Genomic DNA, 22,533 nt, shown 5'->3' with positions numbered 1-22,533 from the left:
CTTTCGGGGGTCATGAACCACCAGGGCCTCCAGAAAAAAGGACTACGAGGAGGGAGAGCCCTGATGACGCGTTCGGTCGGTATCGACCTCGGCACCACGAACTCGGTGGTCTCGGTCCTCGAAGGCGGCGAACCCACCGTCGTCACCAACACGGAGGGGGCGAGGACCACACCGTCCGTCGTGGCCTTCGCCAAGAACGGTGAGGTGCTCGTCGGGGAGGTCGCCAAACGGCAGGCCGTGACGAACGTGGAGCGCACCGCGCGCTCCGTCAAACGGCACATGGGGGACAAGTCCTGGCGGTTCCCGGACAGCGGGAGCATCGACGGCAGGCAGTACACCGCGCAGGAGATCTCCGCCCGAGTGCTGCAGAAGCTGAAGCGGGACGCGGAGGCCTACCTCGGAGAGGACGTCACGGACGCCGTGATCACCGTACCGGCGTACTTCGACGACACCCAGCGGCAGGCGACCAAGGAGGCCGGTGAGATCGCGGGCCTGAACGTCCTGCGGATCATCAACGAGCCGACGGCCGCCGCCCTCGCCTACGGCCTGGACAAGGAGAACGACCAGACGGTCCTGGTCTTCGACCTCGGCGGCGGCACCTTCGACGTGTCGCTGCTGGAGATGGGTGAGGGCGTCATCGAGGTGAAGGCCACCAACGGCGACACCCGCCTCGGCGGCGACGACTGGGACCAGCGGATCGTCGACCACCTGGTCAAGCAGTTCAAGAACGCGTACGGCGTCGACCTGTCCAAGGACAAGATGGCCGTGCAGCGGCTGCGCGAGGCCGCCGAAAGGGCCAAGATCGAGCTGTCCAGCTCGTCGGAGACGAACATCAACCTGCCCTACGTCACGGCCTCGGCGGAGGGCCCGCTGCACCTGGACGAGAAGCTGACCCGCGCCCAGTTCCAGCAGCTGACCGCCGATCTGCTGGAGCGCTGCACGGGTCCCTTCCACCGAGCCGTCAAGGACGCCGGGATCAAGCTGTCCGACGTCAACCACGTGATCCTGGTGGGCGGTTCGACCCGTATGCCCGCCGTCACGGACCTGGTGAAGGAGCTGACGGGCAAGGAGCCGCACAAGGGCGTCAACCCGGACGAGGTCGTGGCCGTGGGCGCCTCGCTCCAGGCCGGTGTGCTCAAGGGTGAGGTCAAGGACGTCCTGCTCCTCGACGTGACGCCGCTGTCCCTCGGTATCGAGACCAAGGGCGGCATCATGACCAAACTCATCGAGCGGAACACGACGATCCCGACGAAGCGCTCGGAGATCTTCACCACCGCCGAGGACAACCAGCCCTCCGTGCAGATCCAGGTCTACCAGGGCGAGCGCGAGATCGCGGCATACAACAAGAGGCTCGGGATGTTCGAGCTGACGGGTCTGCCGCCGGCGCCGCGTGGCGTGCCGCAGATCGAGGTCGCCTTCGACATCGACGCCAACGGCATCATGCACGTCACCGCCCGGGACCTGGGCACCGGCAGGGAACAGAGGATGACCGTCACCGGCGGCTCGGCCCTCCCGAAGAACGACATCGACCGCATGGTCCACGAGGCCGAGCAGCACGCCGAGGAGGACCGCCGTCGGCGTGAGGCTGCCGAGACCCGCAACCGGGCCGAACAGCTCGTCTACCAGACCGAGAAGCTCATCAAGGACAACGCAGACAGCACAGCGAAGATCCCCGCCGACGCCAGGAACGAGACCGAGGCCGCGCTCGCCGAGCTGAAGGACAAGCTCAGGAGCAGCAAGGAAGGAGCCGAGGACACCGCCGGCATCCAGCAGGCCATGGACAGGGCGGCCGCCGCCGCGCAGAAGATCGGCACCGCGCTGTACGAGCAGTCGCGGGCCGAGGGCACGACGAGCGCCGGCGCTTCCGGCGCCGCCGGCCCTTCGGGCGGGGGTACCTCCGGTCCGGAGGACGAGGTGGTGGACGCCGAGATCGTCGACGACGACAACAGCGACAAGGGTCACAAGCCGGAGGCGGGCTGACGATGGATTCCGTCCGGCCGCCGAGCACGGAGGCGCAGCGCCTGTCGCAGGAGCTTCGGGAGCGGACCGCGGACCTGCAGCGGGTGAAGGCCGACTACGACAACTACCGCAAGCGGGTCAGGCGCGACCGAATGGCCGTGCGTGAGATCGCGGTGGTCAACGTCCTGGGCGCCTTCCTGCCCGTGCTGGACGCCGTACACCGCGCGTGTGAGCACGAGCCGATGACGCCGGGGCTCAAGGAGATCGCCGCGACGCTGGAGAGCCAGGCAGGCTCGCTGGGGCTGCGCGCGTTCGGGCAGGAGGGCGATCCCTTCGATCCGACGTGCCACGACGCCCTGGCCCATCACGTCTCCCCACACACGGACCGCCTGACCTGCACGACGATCCACCGCCCCGGCTACCGGCTCGGCGCCCGGCTCCTCCGCCCGGCCCATGTGGAGGTCACCGGGCCACCCCTGCCAGGCGCGGGCCGGGAGGCCGGGTGCCGCCTGACCGAGATCAGCTGCGACGACACGCTGTCACTCGAACCGTGACACGTCCCCCGCACCCCGGCGAACGATCTCGGCCTCTCCGCTGGAGAAGTCGATCACCGTCGTCGGTTCCGTGCCGCAGTCGCCGGAATCGACCACCGCGTCGACCACGTGGTCGAGGCGGTCCTTGATCTCCCAGCCCTGGGTCAGCGGCTCCTCCTCGTCGGGCAGGAGCAGCGTGCTGGAGACGAGCGGTTCGCCGAGTTCCGCGAGCAGCGCCCGGACCACGGCATGGTCCGGGATACGCACGCCGACGGTCCGTTTCTTCGGGTGCATCAGCTTGCGCGGGACCTCCCTCGTGGCGGGGAGGATGAAGGTGTAACTCCCGGGCGTGGACGCCTTGACGGCGCGGAACACGTCGTTGTCGACGTGCACGAACTGGCCCAGCTGCGCGAAGTTCTCGCAGACGAGGGTGAAGTGGTGGCGGTCGTCGAGATTCCGGATCGAGCGGATCCGCTCGATGCCGTCACGACTGCCCAGCTGGCACCCCAGGGCGTAACAGGAGTCCGTCGGATACGCGATGAGAGCACCCTGGCGGATGCTGTCGGCCACCTGACTGATGGCGCGGGGCTGCGGGTTGTCGGGGTGCACGTCGAAGTACTTGGCCATCTGCAGAGCCTATGCCGCGCAGGAGGCGCGCCCCGAAAAGGGGCGCGGGGCTGTGACAATCTGCGGCTCCGCCGCGTGGGCGCGACCAGCCACACACGACCCGCGACTTCAAGACGGCCCGCAGCCCCCCACCGGACTCCTGGCAGAGCCCTACGCGGAGCCCTACGCGCCGCTCTCCCGGAGCATGTCCTCGCGCTCCACGATCTTCACGCGCTCACGGCCCTGGGGCTCGCCCAGCGCCTTCTCGGCGGCGTCGAGGCGGTGCCAGCCCTCCCAGGTCGTGAAGCGGACGTTCCGCTCGGCGAGGAACGCGTCCACGGACTCCGGGGCGGGCGACGTGGGCTCGTGCAGGCGGCCGCCGGCGAAGTCGTCGAGCAGATTCGCGACCGTCTCATTGGCATCGCCCTTGGTGTGGCCGATGAGGCCCACGGGACCGCGCCGGACCCAGCCGGTGACGTACGTCGACTGCAGATGCGCACCGGTCTCCTCGATCACCCGGCCACCCTCGTCCGGGACGGTGCCCGAGTCGACGTCCCAGGGCAGCTTGGGGAGCTTGTCGGACAGGTAGCCCACGGCGCGGTAGACGGCGGTGACGTCCCAGTCCTTGAACGTGCCGGTGCCCTTGACGTTGCCGGTGCCGTCGAGTTCGGTGCGCTCGGTGCGCAGCCCGACGACCCTGCCGTCCTCGCCGAGGATCTCGGTCGGCGACTCGAAGAAGTGCAGGAACAGCTTGTGCGGCCGGTCGCCGACGTCGCGGATGGCCCAGTTCTCCAGGGTCTTGGCGACCATGTCGGCCTGCTTGTTGCCGCGTCGGGTGGCGATGGAGCCGTCATCGTAGTCGATGTCCTCGGGGTCGACGATGACCTCGATGTTGGGGGAGTGGTCCAGCTCGCGCAGCTCCATCGGGCTGAACTTCGCCTGCGCCGGGCCGCGTCGGCCGAACACGTGGATCTCCAGGGCCTTGTTGGCCTTCAGACCGTCGTACACGTTCGGCGGGATCTCGGTCGGCAGCAGTTCGTCGGCCGTCTTGGCCAGGATGCGCGCCACGTCGAGCGCGACGTTGCCCACGCCGAGGACGGCGACCTTCTCCGCCTGGAGCGGCCAGGTCCGCGGCACGTCCGGGTGGCCGTCGTACCAGGACACGAAGTCCGCCGCGCCGTAGGAGCCGTCGAGCTGGATGCCGGGTATGTCGAGCGTCCGGTCGGCCATCGCGCCGGTGGAGAAGATCACCGCGTCGTAGAAGGCACGCAGGTCGTCCAGGTTGATGTCGCGCGGGTAGTCGACGTTGCCGAAGAGACGGGTCTGTGGCTTGTCGAGCACCTGGTGCAGGGCCGTGATGATGCCCTTGATGCGGGGGTGGTCGGGGGCGACGCCGTAGCGGATCAGGCCGAACGGCGCGGGCATCCGCTCGAAGAGGTCGATGGACACACCGGGGTCGGCGGCCACGTCGGACTTCAGCAGCGCGTCGGCGGCGTAGATCCCGGCAGGTCCGGCTCCGACAATGGCTACCCGCAGGGGGCGGGGCATGATCAGGTTCCCTTCGAGCGATGACAGGCGACTCGACGGAAACCTTAAACTAAGGCAAGCCTTACTTGGTACGCGGGTCCGGTTGATGGCCCCATAAAGCGATCTTATGACGTGAGGTGGGCCCCGGTCACGTCGAGTCGCGCTCCGGGGACCCGGACCCGGACTCGCGGCCGGAGCCGGACGGCGCCTCGTCCTCGGTACCCGAGGCGGCCGTGTCGTGAGCAGCCGTGTCCTGAGCGGCGGCGTCGGTGTTCGCCGGGCGCTGCAGCTTCGCCCCGCCTCCCACACGCTCCAGCGGTTTCGTCAGCGCGCGCAGGGAGAAGCGCGCGGGCTTGCGGGGCTCCTCCCCCCGCGCCGACGGGACCGCCGGCGCGGCGGAACCCTCCCGGAAGGCGGCCAGCGCCTCATGGGCGCGTTCGGCGGCCTCGCGGTACAGATCGCGCGACTTGGTCATGGCCTGCAGGGCCTCGGAGTACTGGGCCACCAGGGCCCGTGCCTCGTCGACGGTGTACAGGTGCCATTCGTCCCGCAGTTCGGCCACGGCCTGCTCGGCCCAGGGGGCCAGCGGCCTGGGCAGGGAGGCGTAACGCACCACGGTCTCGATGAGGTCCTTGGGCTGCGAACCGTCCAGGAAGACACTGCGTACGGTGAAGTCGTGGTCCTCGTAGCCGGGCCGGGCGGGTGTCCCGGGCAGCACGACGGCGCCGCCGCGCGGCACCCGCACCCCCAGGTCGTAGAGCGCCCAGTTGACGATGCGGTACTGGTCCGGAGTGGCCCGGTGCTCCACGATGCGGTGACGCAGACTGGCGGGCATCAGCGGCGCCAGGGGGCGCCGGCCGAGCTGATCGGGTGTCATGGCCTCGTGGACGACGATGTGGATGCTCTCGGTGTGGCGACCGCAGTCCTTGAGCAGGCGCTTGAGCTCCTTGTCCTCCGCGGGCAGCGGATTGGACTCACGCAGGCGGAGCCCGGGAACCATGTCGTGGTCCCATGAGGCGTCCTCGGGCCAGAACATGGTGGTGGGCGACGGCCAGTCGAGATTCCAGGGCCGGTCCGCCTCCGCGACCAGCGTCCACTCCCGCGAGTCGACCATGCCGCTCGGCGGGCCGATGGTCAGACGCGCCCGCACCACGACGTCGCCGGCGACCCGCCAACGAGCCTCGAAGGCGCGCCGTTCCACGTCGTCGCGCCGGGCGTCGTACTCCAGGCGGTCGTCGATCTCCCCCTCGTCCTTGAGTCCCGTCAGCCGTTGCCGGACGGATTCCTCGGCGCCGGAGCCGACGTGGCGTCCGCTGGACAGCCAGACGGTGTCGGGAGCCGTGGCAGGGGCGGTGCGGGGCTTGGCCATGGATCACTCTGCGCAGGTGCGGGGTCGGCGGACACAACCCAGTATGGTCCGCGCACGTCAGACACGGGAAATTCACACACCGGAGAGGAGATCCCCCTGGAACCCTCCCCTCACGGACTGTTCGGCCCAGATGACCTTGCCCTCGGCGGTGTACCGGGTGCCCCAGCGCTCGGTGAGCTGGGCGATCAGGAACAGGCCACGGCCCCCCTCGTCCGTGGCGGCGGCGTAGCGCAGGTGGGGTGAGGTGCTGCTGGTGTCGGAGACCTCACAGATCAGGGTGCGGTCGTAGAGCATGCGCACCCGGATGGGACCGTTGCCGTAGCGGATGGCGTTGGTGACCAGCTCACTGAGGATCAGCTCCGTCGTGAACTCCAGCTCCTCCAGCCCCCATTCCGCCAGCTGCCGGGACACCGAGGCACGCACCTGGCCGACGGCCGCCGCCTCGGAGGGCACCTCCCAGCCGGCGACGCGGCCGGGGTCGAGGGCCTGGGTGCGGGCGACGATCAGGGCGATGTCGTCGCTCGCCCGGCCCGGTGGCAGGGCGTCCAGGACCGCCTGACAGGTGCTGTCCGGAGGGGCGGTGGGGTCTGCCTGGCCCAACGCGGTACGCAGCAGGTCGAGGCCGGAGCCGATGTCCCGTTCCCGGTCCTCGACGAGTCCGTCCGTGTACAGCACCAGGCGGCTGCCCTCCGGCAGTTCCAGGTCGGCTGTCTCGAACGGGAGGCCGCCCACCCCGAGGGGTGGACCGGCCGGTACCTCGGGGAACTCGACGCTGCCGTCGGGGCGGACCACCGCCGGCGGCGGATGGCCGGCCCGGGCCAGGGTGCAGTGCCGCGAGACCGGGTCGTAGATCGCGTACAGGCAGGTCGCGCCGGTGACCGCGGCACCACTGCCTTCCTCCGCCTCGTCCTGGTCGATGCGGCTCACCAGTTCGTCGAGGTGACCCAGGAGTTCGTCGGGCGGCAGGTCCAGCGCGGAGAAGTTGTGGACCGCCGTCCGCAGCCGTCCCATCGTGGCCGCCGCGTGCAGCCCGTGGCCGACGACGTCACCCACGACGACCGCGACCCGAGTGCCGGACAGCGGCAGCACGTCGAACCAGTCGCCGCCCACTCCCGCCTGCGCGGGCAGGTACCGGTAGGCGATGTCGAGGGCGCTCTGCTCGGGCAGACTGCGCGGGAGCAGGCTGCGCTGCAGGGTCACCGCCATGGCGTGCTCGCGCGCGTAGCGCCGTGCGTTGTCGATCGAGACCGCGGCCCGGGCGACGAGTTCCTCGGCGAGTGCCACCTCCTCGGGGTCGAAGGGCTCGGGCTTCTCGGAGCGCCAGAAGTTGACCACGCCCATCACCAGGGCGCCCGCCCGCAGCGGGACGGTGATCAGCGAGTGGATGCCGTAGCCCACGACCTGTGCGGAGCGCTCCAGGTCCTGCTCCATCCAGCCCGGCGCCCGGCTGAGGTCGGGCTCCAGGTGGGCCTGACCGGTACTGAGGCTGCGCGCCTGCGGGGAGGAGGGGACGAAGACGATCTCCTCGCCCACCGGGTACAGGGGCGCGTCCTTGCGTATCCCGACGGACGCCGTACGACGCAGCGTGGTGCCCGCCTCGGGCTCCTCGCCGGCCAGCACGGCCTGGGACAGGTCCACGGTGACGAAGTCCGCGAACCGGGGGACGGCCACCTCGGACAGCTCCTCGGCGGTACGGGTCACGTCCAGGGTCGTACCGAGGCCCACTCCGGCGTCGTAGAGCAGCTTGAGGCGCTCCCGTGCCACCTCGGCCCGGCCGGACAGTGCGCGCAGCTCGGTCGAGTCGCGGAGTGTGGCGACGCTGCCCGACGGGGCGCCCTGGAGGTCCGTGGGGCGCTGGTTGATCGCCAGCAGCCGGTCGTCCACCAGGTGCACCTCGTCCGTGGCGACGCGCCCCGAGGCCAGCAGGTCGGCGGTGTCCGCGTCGAGGCCGAGGGCATGGACGTGCCGTCCCTCGGCGTCGGCGGGCAGATCGAGCAGGCGGTGCGCCTCGTCGTTGGCGAGAAGCAGCCGCCCTCCGCCGTCGAGGATGATCACGCCCTCCCGGACGGCGTGCAGCACCGCGTCGTGGTGCTCGTACATCCGGGTCATCTCGGACGGTCCCAGGCCATGGGTCTGGCGCAGCAGTCGCCCGCTGACAAGTGCGGTGCCCGCAGTGGCGAGGAGGAGTGCCGCGGCCCCCGAACCCAGCAGGAGCGGCAGTTGCTGCTCCGCGGCACCGCCCACGTTCTCGGTCGTGATGCCGGCCGACACGAGGCCCACGACCGAACCGTTGGGTGCCTCGACCGGTACTACGGCCTGGACCAGCTGCCCGATGGTGCCCCGGATCTCCTCGGTGACGGCGCGACCCCGCAGCGCGGGTCCGATGTTCCCGACGAACTTCTTGCCGATACGGTCCGGCCTGGGGTGGGTGTAGCGGATCCCGTCGGTGTTCATCACCACGATGAAGTCCACCTTCGACCGCTCGCGGGCGGCCTCAGCCCGTGGCTGGAGCACGGTGGTGGGATCGGGGCCGGTCAGTGCCTCGCGGGTGCCCGGAGCGTTGGCGAACGTCTCCGCGACGGCGAGCGAGCGGTCGCGGGCCTCCTCGGTGCCGTCGTGCCGCACCTGCAGCACCAGAGCCACCACGGCCGACACGATCAGCAGCAGCACGATCACGACCTGGAGCAGGAACACCTGGCCGGCGACACTGCGCCCGCCCAGCGCCGACCGCAGCCCCGCGACCGGGCCCCACCCGCGCCGGCCGTTCTGCCGCCGCTGATCGACCGGTTCGCGTGGCGCGTCCTGTGTCCCCTGCTGCTGGTGCACCCGCCGGGCACTCCCGCTCCGGCGCCCTCCATGCGGACCGCCGGGCCGACGGACCGATTGACCTCGCGCTCGACCCCAAAGTCGGATCATGTGCCCATGTCTACACTGCCCCGGGCCAGGAGGCGAGGGGCGTAACGCATGGTGACAGTCAGTGGTCGTGAACGCGTCCGGACATCACTTCTCGCGGTCGCGGAGCGCGGCCAGGGCGCGGTCGGCGTGGGCGCTCATCCGCAGTTCGCTGCGCACCACCTCCAGGACCGTCCGGTCCTCCGCGATCACGAAGGTGACCCGCTTGGTCGGCGCGAGGGAGAAGCCGCGCTTGACCCCGAACCGTTCACGAACCGTCCCGTCGACGTCGGACAGCAGCGGGAAGCCGAGCGTGTGGCGTCCGGCGAACTCCTGCTGACGGTCGACCGCGTCTCCGCTGATCCCCACCGGCCGCGCACCGACGGCGGCGAACTCGGCGGCCAGGTCACGGAAGTGGCACGCCTCGGAGGTGCACCCCGGGCTGAGGGCGGCCGGGTAGAAGAACAGCACCACCGGCCCCTCGTCGAGCAGCTCCGACAGCCGGCGCCCGGCGCCGGTCTCGTCCGGCAGCTCGAAGTCGTCGACCTTGTCGCCGACGTCCACACCACGTGTCATGACCGGCCTTCCTGACCCTTGAGCCGCCACACGGCACCCCGGCATCCTGGATGCACTCGGCCAGGTCCGGAGTGCCCCAACACCCCCACAATAGACGGCCGTTGATCGCTTCATCCGGTCGGGCCCCAGGAGGACGCCGATCGGGGGCTTGTCCCGCTGGACAAGCCCCCGACCAGTACGTCAGCCCGCGTGCCGTGCGCTCAGAAGGTGAGCTTCCAGCTGTCGATGTAGCCGGTGTCCAGGCTGGCCACGTCCTGTACACGCAGCTTCCACACGCCCGCGGCCCTCTTCGACGAGGTGTCGACGCTGTACGTCGCGATCACGTTGTCGGCGGAGTCGCCCGAGGCGGCGTTCTTCAGGCGGTACGCCGTGCCGTCCGGGGCGACCAGATCGATCACCAGGTCACCGCGCCAGGTGTGGATGATCCGCACGTCCACGCTGAGGGCGCCGGACGCGGCGCCGCCCCGGTTCACGTTGATCGGGGACTCGACGGTGTCGTTGTCGGGGATCTGGTAGTCCGAGGTGTTCTCGAAGACCGTGCCGTCGCCTTCCACGTCCACGGTCCAGGCGAAGCTCGCCGTACCCGATTCCCCGGCCTCGTCCGTCACCGTGATCGTCGGCGTGAAGCTCCCGGCCGCGGTCGGCGTGCCCGAGACGCGGCCCGTGGAGGCGTCGATCGACAGTCCGCCGGGCAGGCCCGTGGCCGCGTAGGACAGAGCGCCGGCGTTGGTCGACGACGCCTGCACGTCGAGGGCGACCTCCTGGCCCACCAGCGAGTACTGACTGCCCGGGGGCACCACCGTCACGCCGTCCAGGATCCGGGAGCCCACGTTGATCGCGGCCCAGGCGTTGGCGGTGTTGTTGTACGTCTCCGAGCCCAGCCCGAACAGGTCGGCGGCGGCCTGCAGGGTGGCGGTGCGGGCGCCCGCGTAGTTCGTGGTGGACGTCATGTACGTGGTCAGCGCCCGGAACCAGATCTTCTCGGCGTTGGCCCGGCCTATCGGCGTCACCGGGAGACCGTCGTAGGTGGGGGAGTCGTAGTCGACGCCGTTGACGGTCTTCGCGCCGCTGCCCTCCGAGGCCAGGTAGAACCAGTGGTTGGCCGGACCGGAGGAGTAGTGGACGTCGATCGAACCGAGCGAGGAGGACCAGTTGTCGCGCGAGGCGCCGTCCTTGCTGGGCTTGTCCATATAACGCAGCGGCGTACCGTCGCCGTTGATGTCGATCTTCTCGCCCACCAGGTAGTCGCCGGCGTCCTCGGGGTTGTCGGCGGCGAACTCGACGGCCGCGGCGAAGATGTCGGAGGTCGCCTCGTTGAGACCGCCCGACTCGCCGCTGTAGTTGAGGCCGGCGGTGACCGAGGTGAGACCGTGCGTCATCTCGTGCGCGGCCACGTCGATCGAGGTGAGCGGGTTCGCGTTGCCCGAGCCGTCGCCGTAGGTCATGCAGAAGCAGGAGTCCTGCCAGAAGGCGTTGACGTAGTTGTTGCCGTAGTGGACCCGGCTGTACGGTGCCACGCCGTCGCCCCGCAGGCCGTTGCGGCCGTGCACGTCCTTGTAGTAGTCCCAGGTCAGCGCAGCCCCGTAGTGCGCGTCCGCGCCCGCGGTCTCCGGGTCGGCCGTGGTGCTGTCGCCCCACACGTCGTCGGCCCCGCTGAACAGGGTGCCCGTGCCGGAGCTGCCGCGGTTCAGGTTGTACGTGCGGTGGTCGCCGCGTTCCGCGTCGGTGAGCGTGTACGTCGACCCCGACTGGCTGGTGCCGAGCGGAACCGTGCCGCTGTAGCGCGTGTTGCCGGTGCCGGTGTGCACGCCCTCGTACTCGTACAGCGTGTCGCCGGTCTGCGCGTCGGTGATGACGTGCAGCTCGCTGGGCGTGCCGTCGTCCTGGAGGCCGCTCACCACGGTCTCGTACGCCAGTGTCGGAGTGCCCTTCGCGGCCCAGACGACCTTACGGGTGCTGTCCGCCTCGGGTTTGGTGGAGCCCTCGTCCCGCGCCGCCTTGACGGCCTGCCGCTCTACCGCGGCCCGGCTCACCTCGGCACTGAGGTTCGCCACCTTCAGCTGGGGCTTGTAGCTCCGGGTCACGCTGTCGACGGCCCCGGACTTCGAGGCGTGGACGACGAGGTCGCCACCGAGCACGGGGAGACCGGCGTAGGTGCGCTCGTAACGGGTGTGGACGGTCCCGTCGGCGTCCTTGACGACGTCGCGTACCTTCAACTTCTCCTCGGCGCCCAGGCCGAGGCGGTCTCCGGTGGCGCCGGCGTCCTTCTCGGCCCGGCGGATGAGGGTCTCGCGCTGCCCGGGAGTCAGCTGCGCGGGCAGCGCCCCGGGGTCGGGCTTGGCGGAGGCGACGGTGCGCGACGCGTCGGCGGCGGCGTCGCTCCGGGCACTCGCCGGGGTGCCCGGGACCGCGACCGCCAGGGCGGTCGCCGCCGCGACGAGCGAGGCCGTGGTCACGGATCGGCTGCGGGTGGACCTGAAGACCGATCTGCGGGTCGGTCTGTGGGGGGTCGAACTCACGCGTACTCCTTGTGCTACGGCCGTCGTCGGACGAACGGCCGAACGAAGAGCCCGGCACCCGGATGGGGGCGCGGGTCGTGCAGGGAGAACTGCGATGCGGGTGCAGGACTGCGATGCAGGTGCGCGTGCGCCGCTGGTGAGCGGAGTGGGCACAGAGTGCCAGGTGTGAAGGTCTTGTGTCAGGGGCACGTCAAGCGAATGGCTGGAAAGCGTTCGTTTTTCGAGGGAACGCCTCCGCTTTCCGGACAACTGCCGAGGCGCTGCCGAGGCTCGTGGGGAACCTGCTCACGCGGGACGGTGCGTACACCTCGCTCCGCGTGACGGGAATCATGAGAGGTCCCCCACCACGGTCCAAGCGCGGTCCGCCGGCTGGTGGCAAGGTGGTGGGACCGGGCTCCAGCCGGGCGGCGTCCGAGGGCGGGCCGCCCCGTGAGAAGGGAACTCTCGATGATCGAGCCGGACGAGCGCTTCGACGTCGTCGTACTCGGCGCGGGTCCCGGCGGCTACGTGGCCGCCATCCGAGCCGCCCAGCTGGGTAAACGGGTCGCCGTCGTCGAGGAGAAGTACTGGGGCGGCGTCTGCCTGAACGTGGGCTGCATCCCCACCAAGGCCCTGCTGCGCAACGCCGAGCTGGCGCACATCGTCACCCGGGAGGCGAAGACTTTCGGCATCCAGGTCGACGGACAGGTCTCCTTCGACTACGGCGAGGCCTTCCGCCGCAGCCGCCGGGTCGCGGACGGCCGGGTCAAGGGCGTCCACTACCTGATGAAGAAGAACAAGATCACGGAGATCGACGGACGCGGCACGTTCCTCGACCCCCACACCCTCCAGGTGGCCGGCTACGACGGCGACACCCGCACCATCGGCTTCGACCACTGCGTCATCGCCACCGGCGCCACGCCCAAGCTGCTGCCCGGCACCCGCCGTACGTCGCGCGTGGTGACGTACGAGGAGCAGATCCTCGCCGAGGACCTGCCGCAGTCGATCATCATCGCGGGCGCCGGCGCCATCGGCGTCGAGTTCGCGTACATCCTGCACAACTACGGCGTGAAGGTCACCCTCGTGGAGTTCCTGGACCGGGTCGCCCCGCTGGAGGACGTCGACGTCTCCGCCGAACTGGCCCGCCAGTACCGCAAGTTGGGCATCGACGTCCTCGCCTCCACCCGGGTCGACGTCATCGACGAGTCCGGTCGGCAGCTCCGTGTCACCGTCACCGGAAAGGACGGCACTCAGCAGGTCCTGGAGGCCGACAAGGTGCTCCAGGCGATCGGCTTCGCGCCCAACGTCACCGGCTACGGCCTGGAGAACACCGGCGTGACCGTCACCGAGCGCGGCGCGATCGACGTCGACGGCCGCTGCCGCACCTCCGTGCCGCACATCTACGCCATCGGGGACGTCACCTCCAAGCTCATGCTCGCGCACGCCGCCGAGGCGATGGGCGTGGTCGCCGCCGAGACCATCGCGGACGCGGAGACGATGGAGCTCGACTACGTGATGATCGCGCGCGCCACGTTCTGCCAGCCGCAGATCGCCAGCTTCGGCTACACCGAGGCCCAGGCGCGGGAGCGGGGCTTCGACGTCAAGGTGGCCAAGTTCCCGTTCACCGCGAACGGCAAGGCGCACGGCCTTGGCGACACCACCGGCTTCGTCAAGCTGATCAGCGACGCGACGTACGGCGAGATCGTCGGCGCCCACCTCATCGGCCCCGACGTCACCGAACTACTGCCCGAGCTGACCCTGGCCCAGAAGTGGGACCTCACCGTCCACGAGGTGGCCCGCAACGTGCACGCCCACCCGACCCTGGGCGAGGCGGTCCAGGAGGCGGTGCACGGCCTGGCGGGGCACATGATCAATATGTGAGGTCCTGCGGGTGCTCGGCGGTGCCTGGCGGAGCAGGGGCTGTAGCGGAGGCCGTCACAGCCTGTCGAGTTCCTTCGTGGACCGCCCGAGGAACGTGGTCTGCCCGGAGTCCGGTACCTCGATCTCGTGGAAGCCCAGACGGCCGTAGAAGGCCCTGGCCGGAGCGTTGGCCGTCGCCATGGCCAGATGAACGGTCGGCACACCGCGGTCCTGAAGGGCCCGGAGAAACGTCCGCATCAGCGCACGACCGTGGCCGCGGCCCTGCCACTCGGGAAGCAGGTCGATGTGCAGATGGGCGGGATACGCGGCGACCTCGGGGACGACCATCCGCTCGGGGCGGTGCAACAGCTGGATGATCTCCTCATCGGGGGTGCTCGGCTCCCCGACGGGCTTCGGATAGCGATCCGCGACCAGGGGCAGCCACTTCGTGCGGAAGTCCTCGGCGAAGCGGGGAGTGTCCGCCGTGCCGAGGATGTAGCCGACCGCCCGTCCCTGTCCGTCGTCCACTACGAAGGCCAGCTCGGGCTCCAGCTGCACGTACGGAGCCGCGAAGACCACCGGAAAGATCCCGGGATCGGCGTAGACCGGGCGGCTGTCCCGCCCGCTGTGCGCGGTGCGGATGCAGATGTCGTCGAGGGCTGCTCGGTCGTCCGAGCGGTACGGGCGAATGGCGGGAGACGAGGTCATCGCAGCATCCTCCAGGTTGGGAACCGCTCCGAGAAGAGTTGAGACGGTGAGTCGGCCCGGGCGACGGGGGCGGCGTCCGTCATGAGTATCCGCACAGGACAGATGCGCCGGTCACCGCGGGGCGGGATCGCCCCGGATGCCCCCACATCGACGCACTTGAGCGTTTCTGTGCGACGTGGCACGATCGCGCAGATGAGCAGCAGATCCGCCGGAGAACAGCGCCTCGGAGACCTAGCGCGGCTGCGCCGCGTTCGCGACCGGATCGACCGGGAGTACGCGCAGCCGCTGGACGTCGAGGCGCTCGCCCGCGGGGTGAACATGTCGGCAGGGCACCTCAGCCGCCAGTTCCGGCTCGCCTATGGAGAGTCGCCGTACGGCTACCTCATGACACGGCGCATCGAGCGTGCGATGGCGCTGCTGCGTCGTGGTGACCTCACTGTCACCGAGGTGTGCTTCGCGGTCGGCTGCTCGTCGCTGGGTACCTTCAGCAGCCGCTTCACCGAACTGGTCGGGATGCCGCCCAGCGTCTATCGGCGCCAGGCGGCACGCGCTACGGCAGGGATGCCGTCCTGCGTGGCGAAACAGGTGACCAGACCGATCAGGAATCGAGAAGCGCCGCCTTCCGAACCGCACGTAGCGTGAGGGCCATGGACATCACCATTCACGCAAGTTTCCTTCCGCACGACGACCCGGAGGCCGCCCTGGCCTTCTACCGCGACACCCTCGGCTTCAAGGTCCGCAACGACGTCGGATACGGCGGGATGCGCTGGATCACCGTCGGCCCCGCCGACCAGCCCGGCACGTCCATCGTCCTGACGCCTCCGGCCGTCGACCCCGGTGTCACCGACGACGAGCGCCGCACCATCGTCGAGATGATGGCCAAGGGCACCTACGCCGCCATCCTCCTGGCCACCGGCGACCTCGACGGCACCTTCGAGCGGGTGCAGGCGAGCGGCGCCGAGGTCGTCCAGGAGCCGACCGAGCAGCCGTACGGCGTTCGCGACTGCGCCTTCCGCGATCCCGCGGGCAACATGGTCCGCATCCAGGAACTGCGCTGACCCGTCCGGCGACCGCAACCCCGACCTGCACGGACGGCCGCCGGCCGGTCTGACGCCTTGGGCGGGCGTGCCGCGTGGCCGGGCCGCGCTCGCCGCTGCTCAGATCGAGCCGGGCGACGCCGGCGCCGACCGTGAAGGCGCCCCGCCCGACAACTGACAGCGTGCCCGACACCAGACCCACCAGCAGACGGCAGCCTGCTCAACAGCTGACAGCCTGCCCAGCAGGCGACAGCCCGCCCAACAGATGACAGATGGAGACACGATGAGCAAGGCCACGAGGACGGGCACGCAGTCGCCTGCGCAGCACGCCGCCGACAGCCATGATCTGATCCGCGTGCACGGCGCACGTGAGAACAACCTCAAGGACGTCAGCATCGAGATCCCGAAGCGCCGCCTGACGGTGTTCACCGGGGTCTCCGGCTCGGGCAAGAGCTCACTCGTGTTCGACACGATCGCCGCGGAGTCGCAGCGGCTGATCAACGAGACCTACAGCGCCTTCGTGCAGGGCTTCATGCCGACGCCGGCACGCCCCGAGGCGGACGTTCTCGACGGCCTGACGACCGTGATCAGCGTCGACCAGCAGCGGATGGGCGGCGACCCCCGCTCCACCGTCGGCACGGCCACCGACGCCAACGCGATGCTCCGCATCCTGTTCAGCCGACTCGGCGAGCCGCACATCGGCCCGCCCAGCGCGTACTCCTTCAACACCGCCTCGGTCCGGGCGAGCGGTGCGATCACGGTCGAGCGCGGCGCCAAGAAGGCGGTGAAGGCGACCTTCTCCCGTACCGGCGGCATGTGCACGGGCTGCGAGGGCCGGGGCACGGTCTCCGACATCGACCTCACCCAGCTCTACGACGACTCCAAGTCGCTCGCCGAAGGCGCGTTCACCATCCCCGGCTGGAAGTCGGACAGCTTCTTCACCGTGCGGGTCTACGCCGAGTCGGGCCTCCTCGACCCGCACAAGCCGATCCGTGAGTTCACCGAGAAGGAGATGCAGGACTTCCTCTACCATGAGCCGACCAAGGTCAAGGTGGAGGGCGTCAACCTCACCTACGAGGGGCTGATCCCCAAGATCCAGAAGTCGTTCCTGTCCAAGGACAAGGAGGCGATGCAGCCGCACATCCGGGCGTTCGTGGAGCGGGCGGTGACCTTCACCACCTGCCCCGACTGCGACGGGACCCGGCTCAGTGAGGGGGCCAGATCGTCGAAGATCAACAAGGTCAGCATCGCCGACGCCTGCGCGATGGAGATCCGTGACCTGGCCGCATGGGTCCGCGACCTCGACGAGCCGTCGGTGACGCCGCTGCTCACCGCGTTGCAGCACACCCTCGACTCGTTCGTGGAGATCGGGCTCGGCTACCTCTCCCTCGACCGGCCGTCGGGCACGCTCTCCGGCGGTGAGGCGCAGCGCGTCAAGATGATCCGCCACCTCGGCTCCTCGCTCACCGACGTCACCTACGTCTTCGACGAGCCCACCACCGGCCTGCACCCCCACGACATCCAGCGGATGAACGACCTGCTGCTGCGGCTGCGGGACAAGGGCAACACGGTGCTCGTCGTGGAGCACAAGCCGGAGGTGATCGCGATCGCCGACCATGTCGTCGACCTCGGCCCCGGCGCCGGTACGGCGGGCGGCACCGTCTGCTTCGAGGGCACCGTCGAGGGGCTGCGGGCCGGCGACACCATCACCGGCCGCCATCTCGACGACCGCGCGACCCTCAAGGAGAACGTGCGGAAGCCGACCGGCCGGCTTCCGGTCCGTGGCGCGACGGCGCACAACCTGCAGGGCGTCGACGTCGACATCCCGCTCGGGGTGCTCGCCGTCGTCACCGGCGTCGCCGGCTCCGGCAAGAGCTCGCTCGTGCACGGGTCGCTGTGTCAACAGTCGGGGGCCGCCGGCGCGGGCGTGGTGTCGGTCGACCAGGGCGCGATCCGCGGCTCCAGGCGAAGCAACCCGGCGACGTACACCGGACTCCTCGACCCGATCCGCAAGGCGTTCGCGAAGGCCAACGGCGTGAAGCCGGCGCTGTTCAGCGCCAACTCCGAGGGCGCCTGCCCCACCTGCAACGGTGCGGGCGTCATCTACACCGACCTCGCGATGATGGCCGGTGTCGCCACCACCTGCGAGGACTGCGAGGGCAAGCGGTACCAGCCGTCGGTGCTGGAGTACCACCTCGGCGGCCGCGACATCAGCGAAGTGCTGGCGATGTCGGTGACCGAGGCCGAGGAGTTCTTCGCCGACGGCGAGGCGGCCACCCCGGCAGCGCACCGCATCCTGACCCGGCTCGCCGACGTCGGGCTCGGCTACCTCAGCCTCGGCCAGCCGCTCACCACGCTGTCCGGCGGCGAGCGGCAGCGGCTCAAGCTGGCCACACACATGGCCGAGAAGGGCGGCGTCTACGTCCTCGACGAGCCCACCGCCGGCCTGCACCTGGCTGACGTAGAGCAGTTGCTCGGCCTGCTCGACCGGCTCGTCGACTCCGGCAAGTCGGTCATCGTCGTCGAGCACCACCAGGCGGTCATGGCGCACGCCGACTGGATCATCGACCTCGGCCCCGGCGCCGGCCACGACGGCGGCCGGATCGTCTTCGAGGGCACACCCGCCGACCTCGTCGCCGCTCGCTCCACCCTCACCGGAGAGCACCTCGCGGCCTACGTCGGCGCCTGACCGGGGGCCTCGCGGACAGCGTGGGACGAGTTCTCTCATCTGTTGCGACTCGTCCCATGCCCGCGGGCCGACAATGGGCAACCCGGTTGATCAACTATGGCGCCTGGGATAGCAATGACGCGTGATACGAGGAGAAAAGGTCGGGCTGCGGACTCGACGTGACAGTGATCTTCCGGTTCTCCAGGCCGAGTTGTACGAGGACGTGGTGGTGCGCTCCCGTGCCGACTCCGACCCCTGGCGGCCCGTCCCCGCCGACGCGGCGGATTCTCCCGCCGCCGCGGCAGCGCCCTCGCCCGAGAAGGCGTACTTCTCCGTGGTGGAACTGGAGTCCCAGGAGTTGGTCGGCGAGGCACTGCTGTGGGGCATCGACCTGCACAACAGAACGGCCCACCTGGGGATCTCACTGCTCCCCGCCTTCCGGGGACGTGGGCTGGCCGTCGACGTCGTCCGGGTGCTGTGCGAGTACGGCTTCGCCGTACGCGGCCTGCAGCGGCTGCAGGTCGAGACCCTCGTCGACAACAACGCGATGATCGCGGCCGCGACCAGGGTCGGGTTCTCCGTCGAGGGCACACTGCGGCGCTCCGCCTGGGTCTACGGAGCCTTCGTCGACACGGTCGTCCTCGGCCTGCTCGCCGAGGAGTGGGCACAGTAGGAGGGAACTGCGGGGCACCGTACGGCCGTCGCACGGGAAGGTGTGCGACGGCCGTACGCTCCGCGGCGACTGCCTGCGGAGTCTGTGCGCTGCTCAGCGGGGTCGGTACACCGACACACGGAACGAAGCGGTGACCGGGAGAGCCGGCTTGAGAGGGGCAGTGCGTCGGCGTAGTTCGTCACGGGAGATGTGATGAGCGGTGGGGCCCATGCCGGCGAGGCTGTCGATGTCCTCGACGGCGAGGGTGACGGCGTACTCCAGGGCCTCGGCGCGGTCGAGGCGGAAGTACGGGTCCAAAGTGCGCCGAAGTCGTGCCTGCTTGGCGGGACCGACCGACAACAGCCCCAGATGCCGGCGGAGTTCGCCGAGGTGCTGTGGCGCGGGGGTGACGGTCAACAGGGTGCCGGACGGTTGGAGGACCCGGTGGAATTCAGGGCCGTTGCGGGGTGCGAAGACGTTGAGCAGGAGATCGACGGAGTGGGTTCGCACGGGTAGCGGCTGCCAGATGTCCCAGGCGGCAGCACTTGCCCGTATGTGGGCCCGGGCTGCCCGTCGGAGGGCGTACGTGGAGGTGTCCAGCCCGAGGCCGACGGCGGCGGGGAGAGCGTCCAGTACGGTGGCGAGGTAGTAGCCGGTCCCGGCTCCTGCGTCCAGAACCGTGCTGTCGGACGGGCAGAACGTCGTGACGAGGTCGGCGAGGACGCGTGCGAGTGGTGCGTAGTGGCCGGCCTGCAGGAAGGCCGCGCGCGCCTGGACCATGGGGGCGGTGTCCGCACTGGCGGGCCTCATGGCGCCGTTCAGAAGGCTGACGTATCCGTGCCGGGCGACATCGAAGGTGTGCCGGCGGTGGCACCTCAACGCCCGGTCGGCGGGTCCGAGGCTGTCACCGCACAGCGGGCAGAGCAGAACATCGAGGAGCCTGTACTGGGGCTCATGGTGGGCATGGGACGAGTTGGGCATGGCGTTCCTCGGCAGCGGCAGCGGCAGCGGCAGCGGCAGCGGCAGCGGCGGGTCGACGGTCGTGGGAGAGAGCCGTCGGCGTGCTCGGTGGACTGCGCCAGTTCCCGGGCCGCGCACAGAGGGCGGCCAGTCACTCCGGCCGCTACCGCGGCGAAGAACCGCGGTTGTGTGAGCGTGACGGGGCGCGGAAGGGAACGTCAGAAGTCGACACCGGCAGGCCGAAACAGCGGCGTCGCGAGACCCTCCCTGTCCGGGCCGGGGGCCGACGCCGCTGCGGTGACCACCGCGTCAGAGGAAAACGTGCGGAACGGTCTTGCATGCCATGGTGCGAGGCTACCCGAAGCCAGGTGCGCCGACCCAGGTCGACCGTCGTCCCCCTACCACAGGGGCCCCTACAGGGCAGGAGACTGGTCCACGAGAGCCGGAGCCCGGGCAGCGAGCGCGGCGAGGGGCTCACCGCTCAGCCTGCACACCGTCCACTCCTCCAGGAACTCCGTGCCGAGCGACTTGTAGAAGTCGATAGCCGGCTCGTTCCAGGACAGAACCCACCACTCGAAGCGTTCGTAGCCGTTCTGCTGGCAGATCGGGGCAAGGGCGGCCAGCAGGGCCTTCCCGTGTCCGGCGCCACGGGCATGCGGGCGTACGTAAAGATTCTCCAGGTGCATGCCGCGAATGCCGGTCCAGGTCGAAAACCGAGGGAACCACAGGGCGTAGCCCACGATGCCGCCCGTGTCGTCGTCCTCGGCGATGTCGTTCACAGTGGCGGCCCGGATCGTCCAGTGATCATGCGTCACCGCGCCGAGCAGTGTCCATCCGTGGAGACACGCCGACTGCAGCGGCAGTGCCCCGCGTGGCACTGCCATGAGGTCCAAGGTCTGAGGTCGGTGAGGTTGGTGAGATCGGTGCGTGGTGATTGCCCAAGTCCCTACCATGAGCCGAAGTACCAGGCGGGAGGCAGCAGTGGAGCGCCCTGACATGTCGCGTCGTGCACGACTTGCCGCGCACAGCGCAGTGTCCACTTCCTTGGCCATGTGCAGTGACGACACATTGCACGACCTGGTGGGCGCGGCCGCGCCGCTCGGGTCGGGGATCGGGGGCCGGTCGGCACTGCTGGATGTCGACGGAACCCCGGTCTTCGTCAAACGGGTGCGCCTGACCGACCTGGAGAGGCTGCCGGAGAACGTGCGGTCGACCGCGAACATCTTCGGCCTCCCCGACTTCTGCCAGTACGGAGTAGGCGAAATTGGCGGACCCGGCTACGGCGCCTGGCGGGAACTGGCCGTCCACGCCATGACCACGAACTGGGTGCTCGCGAACGAAGACCAGCAGTTTCCCCTGATGCACCACTGGCGCGTACTGCCGGACACCGCGCAGTCTCTGCCTGAGGAGCTGGCGGACGTGGAACGAGCCGTGACCTATTGGGGAGGCGGCCCAGAGGTGCGCCGCCGGATCGAGGCTCTCGAAGAGGCCTCAGCGAGCCTGACCCTCTTTCTGGAGTACATCCCGCAGAACCTCCACGAATGGCTCGGCGAAGAGATCAAGGCGGGCGACGAGGCGGCGAACCGGGCCTGTTCCTGGGTGGAGCGGGCGCTGCACGCGGGCACGTCCTTCATGAACGCCCGTGCTCTGCTCCACTTCGACGCTCACTTCGAGAACATCCTGACCGACGGCCGGCGCCTGTACTTCACCGACTACGGTCTGGCCCTCTCCTCACGCTTCGACCTCTCCCCGGCGCACGCCCGCTTCTTCGAACGGCACCAGACCTATGACCGTTGCTACACGGTTTGGTACCTGGTGAGCTGGCTGGTCACAGCCTTCTGCTGGTACGGGCGCGAGGATCGCGAAGCGCTGGTGCGTGAATGCGCCCGTGGGGCACGTCCCGCCGAACTCCCCGCTGCGGCCCAAGCGATCGTGATGCGCTACGCACCCCTCACCGTGGTGATCTCCGACTTCATCCGCAAGCTCCGGCACGAGTCCCGGCAAACCCCGTATCCGCTGGAGGAAATCCGACGGATCATCGCAAGCAAGCCGGGCTGAAGCATCAATCCCTCCGTTTGACCGACGTCTCGCTCCGGTAGGTCCTCAGCGGCGGCCATGCGCCGACGCCTGAGACCATGTCGACAGGCTCTGACCGGAAAGGACCAACTGCATGATCATTTTTGGTACCAAGGGATACCTGTACCAGCTCGCGATACTGACGCTGGTGTGCGGTCACTGCGGCAATCCCTCCGCGCACACGCTCAGGAAGCGCGTCACGAAGTTCACCCTGTTCTTCGTGCCGCTGTTCCCGTTCTCGACGAAGTACGCGACGCAGTGCACCTTCTGTGGCGCGGAACAGAAAGTGACCGGCGAACAGGCTGAACAACTGCAGGCGCAGGCCGCGAGCGGCCACGGTGGTCAGGCGTACGGACAGCCGCAGCAGCAGCCGTACCAGTCCTGAGCAGGAGCGGGCAGGCTGCCTTGAGGGCGGCTCGCTTCGCAGTCGGAGGCACGCGACAAGCGCTGCGTCGGTCACGGGGCCCCACCGTCGAACGTGGTTTGAAGCGCAGACGGTACGACGGAGGGCGTCGGCGTCACCGACGGCGCGGGGGTGGGGACGACAGAACCGGGCGGGGTGCCGGGGCCGGGTGCCGAGGACCGCTCGGAGGGGTAGGGGCTGGCGGGCCC

General features: G+C 69.6%; 18 protein-coding genes. 9 read left to right on the top strand and 9 right to left on the bottom strand.

All coding sequences use genetic code 11. From position 1 onward, the window contains the following. Positions 1–63: 63 nt before the first annotated feature. Positions 64–1,980 (top strand): molecular chaperone DnaK, encoded by a 1,917-nt coding sequence (gene dnaK / locus FPZ41_RS25610; RefSeq protein ID WP_152866046.1) that lies wholly within the window; start codon positions 64–66, stop codon positions 1,978–1,980. Positions 1,981–1,982: 2 nt separating this feature from the next. Further along, positions 1,983–2,513, top strand: a complete 531-nt coding sequence (gene grpE / locus FPZ41_RS25605) for a nucleotide exchange factor GrpE (protein ID WP_152866045.1) — start codon at positions 1,983–1,985, stop codon at positions 2,511–2,513. Here grpE and FPZ41_RS25600 read toward each other — a convergent pair. The 6 genes from FPZ41_RS25600 to FPZ41_RS25575 all read right to left on the bottom strand — a co-directional run bounded on the left by FPZ41_RS25600 (position 2,499) and on the right by FPZ41_RS25575 (position 11,981). Next, positions 2,499–3,119: an L-threonylcarbamoyladenylate synthase gene (locus FPZ41_RS25600; RefSeq protein ID WP_152866044.1), complete on the bottom strand. Its 621-nt coding sequence runs from the start codon at positions 3,117–3,119 to the stop codon at positions 2,499–2,501. The genes grpE and FPZ41_RS25600 overlap by 15 nt on opposite strands. Positions 3,120–3,281: 162 nt before the next feature. Further along, positions 3,282–4,646 carry an FAD-dependent oxidoreductase gene (locus FPZ41_RS25595; RefSeq protein ID WP_152866043.1) on the bottom strand — a complete coding sequence of 455 codons (1,365 nt, stop codon included), beginning with the start codon at positions 4,644–4,646 and terminating at the stop codon, positions 3,282–3,284. Positions 4,647–4,773: 127 nt separating this feature from the next. Further along, positions 4,774–5,994, bottom strand: coding sequence for a hypothetical protein (locus tag FPZ41_RS25590; RefSeq protein WP_194236215.1), 1,221 nt, complete (start codon positions 5,992–5,994; stop codon positions 4,774–4,776). Positions 5,995–6,066: 72 nt separating this feature from the next. After that, the gene (locus FPZ41_RS25585; RefSeq protein ID WP_194236214.1) at positions 6,067–8,910 is read right to left on the bottom strand and encodes a SpoIIE family protein phosphatase/ATP-binding protein; all 2,844 of its coding nucleotides are present in this window, start codon (positions 8,908–8,910) and stop codon (positions 6,067–6,069) included. 84 nt (positions 8,911–8,994) lie between these two features. Beyond that, positions 8,995–9,462, bottom strand: coding sequence for a peroxiredoxin (locus FPZ41_RS25580; protein WP_152866042.1), 468 nt, complete (start codon positions 9,460–9,462; stop codon positions 8,995–8,997). Positions 9,463–9,662: 200 nt separating this feature from the next. Next, positions 9,663–11,981, bottom strand: a complete 2,319-nt coding sequence (locus FPZ41_RS25575) for a M4 family metallopeptidase (protein WP_322620711.1) — start codon at positions 11,979–11,981, stop codon at positions 9,663–9,665. Between the two features lie 447 nt (positions 11,982–12,428). On the opposite strand from FPZ41_RS25575, the gene lpdA reads away from it, so the two are divergent. Further along, entirely contained in the window at positions 12,429–13,841 is a 1,413-nt protein-coding gene (gene lpdA / locus FPZ41_RS25570; protein WP_152866041.1) for a dihydrolipoyl dehydrogenase, read from the top strand. 54 nt (positions 13,842–13,895) lie between these two features. Here the strand turns inward: lpdA and FPZ41_RS25565 are convergent, their stop codons facing one another. Continuing rightward, the gene (locus FPZ41_RS25565) at positions 13,896–14,528 is read right to left on the bottom strand and encodes a GNAT family N-acetyltransferase (RefSeq protein ID WP_152866040.1); all 633 of its coding nucleotides are present in this window, start codon (positions 14,526–14,528) and stop codon (positions 13,896–13,898) included. A 192-nt stretch (positions 14,529–14,720) separates the two neighbouring features. Here FPZ41_RS25565 and FPZ41_RS25560 point away from each other — a divergent pair, with 192 nt between their 5' ends. The 4 genes from FPZ41_RS25560 (at position 14,721) to FPZ41_RS25545 (ending at position 18,906) form a co-directional block, all read left to right on the top strand. After that, on the top strand, positions 14,721–15,170 hold the full coding sequence (locus FPZ41_RS25560) for a helix-turn-helix transcriptional regulator (RefSeq protein WP_152866039.1): 450 nt from the start codon (positions 14,721–14,723) through the stop codon (positions 15,168–15,170). Positions 15,171–15,175: 5 nt separating this feature from the next. Then, entirely contained in the window at positions 15,176–15,586 is a 411-nt protein-coding gene (locus FPZ41_RS25555) for a VOC family protein (protein ID WP_152866038.1), read from the top strand. Between the two features lie 262 nt (positions 15,587–15,848). Continuing rightward, a complete protein-coding gene (locus FPZ41_RS25550) occupies positions 15,849–18,254 on the top strand; it encodes an ATP-binding cassette domain-containing protein (protein ID WP_152866037.1) in 2,406 nt (801 codons plus the stop codon). A gap of 121 nt (positions 18,255–18,375) precedes the next feature. Continuing rightward, positions 18,376–18,906, top strand: coding sequence for a GNAT family N-acetyltransferase (locus tag FPZ41_RS25545; RefSeq protein ID WP_322620710.1), 531 nt, complete (start codon positions 18,376–18,378; stop codon positions 18,904–18,906). Positions 18,907–18,999: 93 nt separating this feature from the next. Here FPZ41_RS25545 and FPZ41_RS25540 read toward each other — a convergent pair whose 3' ends face one another. Together FPZ41_RS25540 and FPZ41_RS25535 are read right to left on the bottom strand one after the other, a co-directional pair. Beyond that, positions 19,000–19,866 (bottom strand): putative RNA methyltransferase, encoded by an 867-nt coding sequence (locus FPZ41_RS25540; RefSeq protein WP_152866036.1) that lies wholly within the window; start codon positions 19,864–19,866, stop codon positions 19,000–19,002. A 392-nt stretch (positions 19,867–20,258) separates the two neighbouring features. Beyond that, the gene (locus FPZ41_RS25535) at positions 20,259–20,729 is read right to left on the bottom strand and encodes a GNAT family N-acetyltransferase (protein ID WP_152866035.1); all 471 of its coding nucleotides are present in this window, start codon (positions 20,727–20,729) and stop codon (positions 20,259–20,261) included. A 112-nt stretch (positions 20,730–20,841) separates the two neighbouring features. Here FPZ41_RS25535 and FPZ41_RS25530 point away from each other — a divergent pair, with 112 nt between their 5' ends. Together FPZ41_RS25530 and FPZ41_RS25525 are read left to right on the top strand one after the other, a co-directional pair. Then, positions 20,842–21,903, top strand: a complete 1,062-nt coding sequence (locus FPZ41_RS25530; protein ID WP_152866034.1) for a serine/threonine protein kinase — start codon at positions 20,842–20,844, stop codon at positions 21,901–21,903. A gap of 112 nt (positions 21,904–22,015) precedes the next feature. Continuing rightward, positions 22,016–22,306: a zinc-ribbon domain-containing protein gene (locus FPZ41_RS25525; protein ID WP_152866033.1), complete on the top strand. Its 291-nt coding sequence runs from the start codon at positions 22,016–22,018 to the stop codon at positions 22,304–22,306. Positions 22,307–22,533: the final 227 nt, after the last annotated feature.

It is taken from the genome of Streptomyces acidicola, assembly GCF_009377235.1.
GTDB classification, from domain to species: Bacteria; Actinomycetota; Actinomycetes; order Streptomycetales; family Streptomycetaceae; genus Streptomyces; species Streptomyces acidicola.
Note: the sequence above shows the minus strand (reverse complement) of the source record. Positions and strands in the feature narration are given on the sequence as shown.

Coding starts and splice junctions, on each gene's coding strand:
- dnaK (WP_152866046.1), top strand. CDS start 64: ATGACGCGTTCGGTCGGTATCGACCTCGGCACCACGAACTCGGTGGTC.
- grpE (WP_152866045.1), top strand. CDS start 1,983: ATGGATTCCGTCCGGCCGCCGAGCACGGAGGCGCAGCGCCTGTCGCAG.
- FPZ41_RS25600 (WP_152866044.1), bottom strand. CDS start 3,119: ATGGCCAAGTACTTCGACGTGCACCCCGACAACCCGCAGCCCCGCGCC.
- FPZ41_RS25595 (WP_152866043.1), bottom strand. CDS start 4,646: ATGCCCCGCCCCCTGCGGGTAGCCATTGTCGGAGCCGGACCTGCCGGG.
- FPZ41_RS25590 (WP_194236215.1), bottom strand. CDS start 5,994: ATGGCCAAGCCCCGCACCGCCCCTGCCACGGCTCCCGACACCGTCTGG.
- FPZ41_RS25585 (WP_194236214.1), bottom strand. CDS start 8,910: ATGATCCGACTTTGGGGTCGAGCGCGAGGTCAATCGGTCCGTCGGCCC.
- FPZ41_RS25580 (WP_152866042.1), bottom strand. CDS start 9,462: ATGACACGTGGTGTGGACGTCGGCGACAAGGTCGACGACTTCGAGCTG.
- lpdA (WP_152866041.1), top strand. CDS start 12,429: ATGATCGAGCCGGACGAGCGCTTCGACGTCGTCGTACTCGGCGCGGGT.
- FPZ41_RS25565 (WP_152866040.1), bottom strand. CDS start 14,528: ATGACCTCGTCTCCCGCCATTCGCCCGTACCGCTCGGACGACCGAGCA.
- FPZ41_RS25560 (WP_152866039.1), top strand. CDS start 14,721: ATGAGCAGCAGATCCGCCGGAGAACAGCGCCTCGGAGACCTAGCGCGG.
- FPZ41_RS25555 (WP_152866038.1), top strand. CDS start 15,176: ATGGACATCACCATTCACGCAAGTTTCCTTCCGCACGACGACCCGGAG.
- FPZ41_RS25550 (WP_152866037.1), top strand. CDS start 15,849: ATGAGCAAGGCCACGAGGACGGGCACGCAGTCGCCTGCGCAGCACGCC.
- FPZ41_RS25540 (WP_152866036.1), bottom strand. CDS start 19,866: ATGCCCAACTCGTCCCATGCCCACCATGAGCCCCAGTACAGGCTCCTC.
- FPZ41_RS25535 (WP_152866035.1), bottom strand. CDS start 20,729: ATGGCAGTGCCACGCGGGGCACTGCCGCTGCAGTCGGCGTGTCTCCAC.
- FPZ41_RS25530 (WP_152866034.1), top strand. CDS start 20,842: ATGTCGCGTCGTGCACGACTTGCCGCGCACAGCGCAGTGTCCACTTCC.
- FPZ41_RS25525 (WP_152866033.1), top strand. CDS start 22,016: ATGATCATTTTTGGTACCAAGGGATACCTGTACCAGCTCGCGATACTG.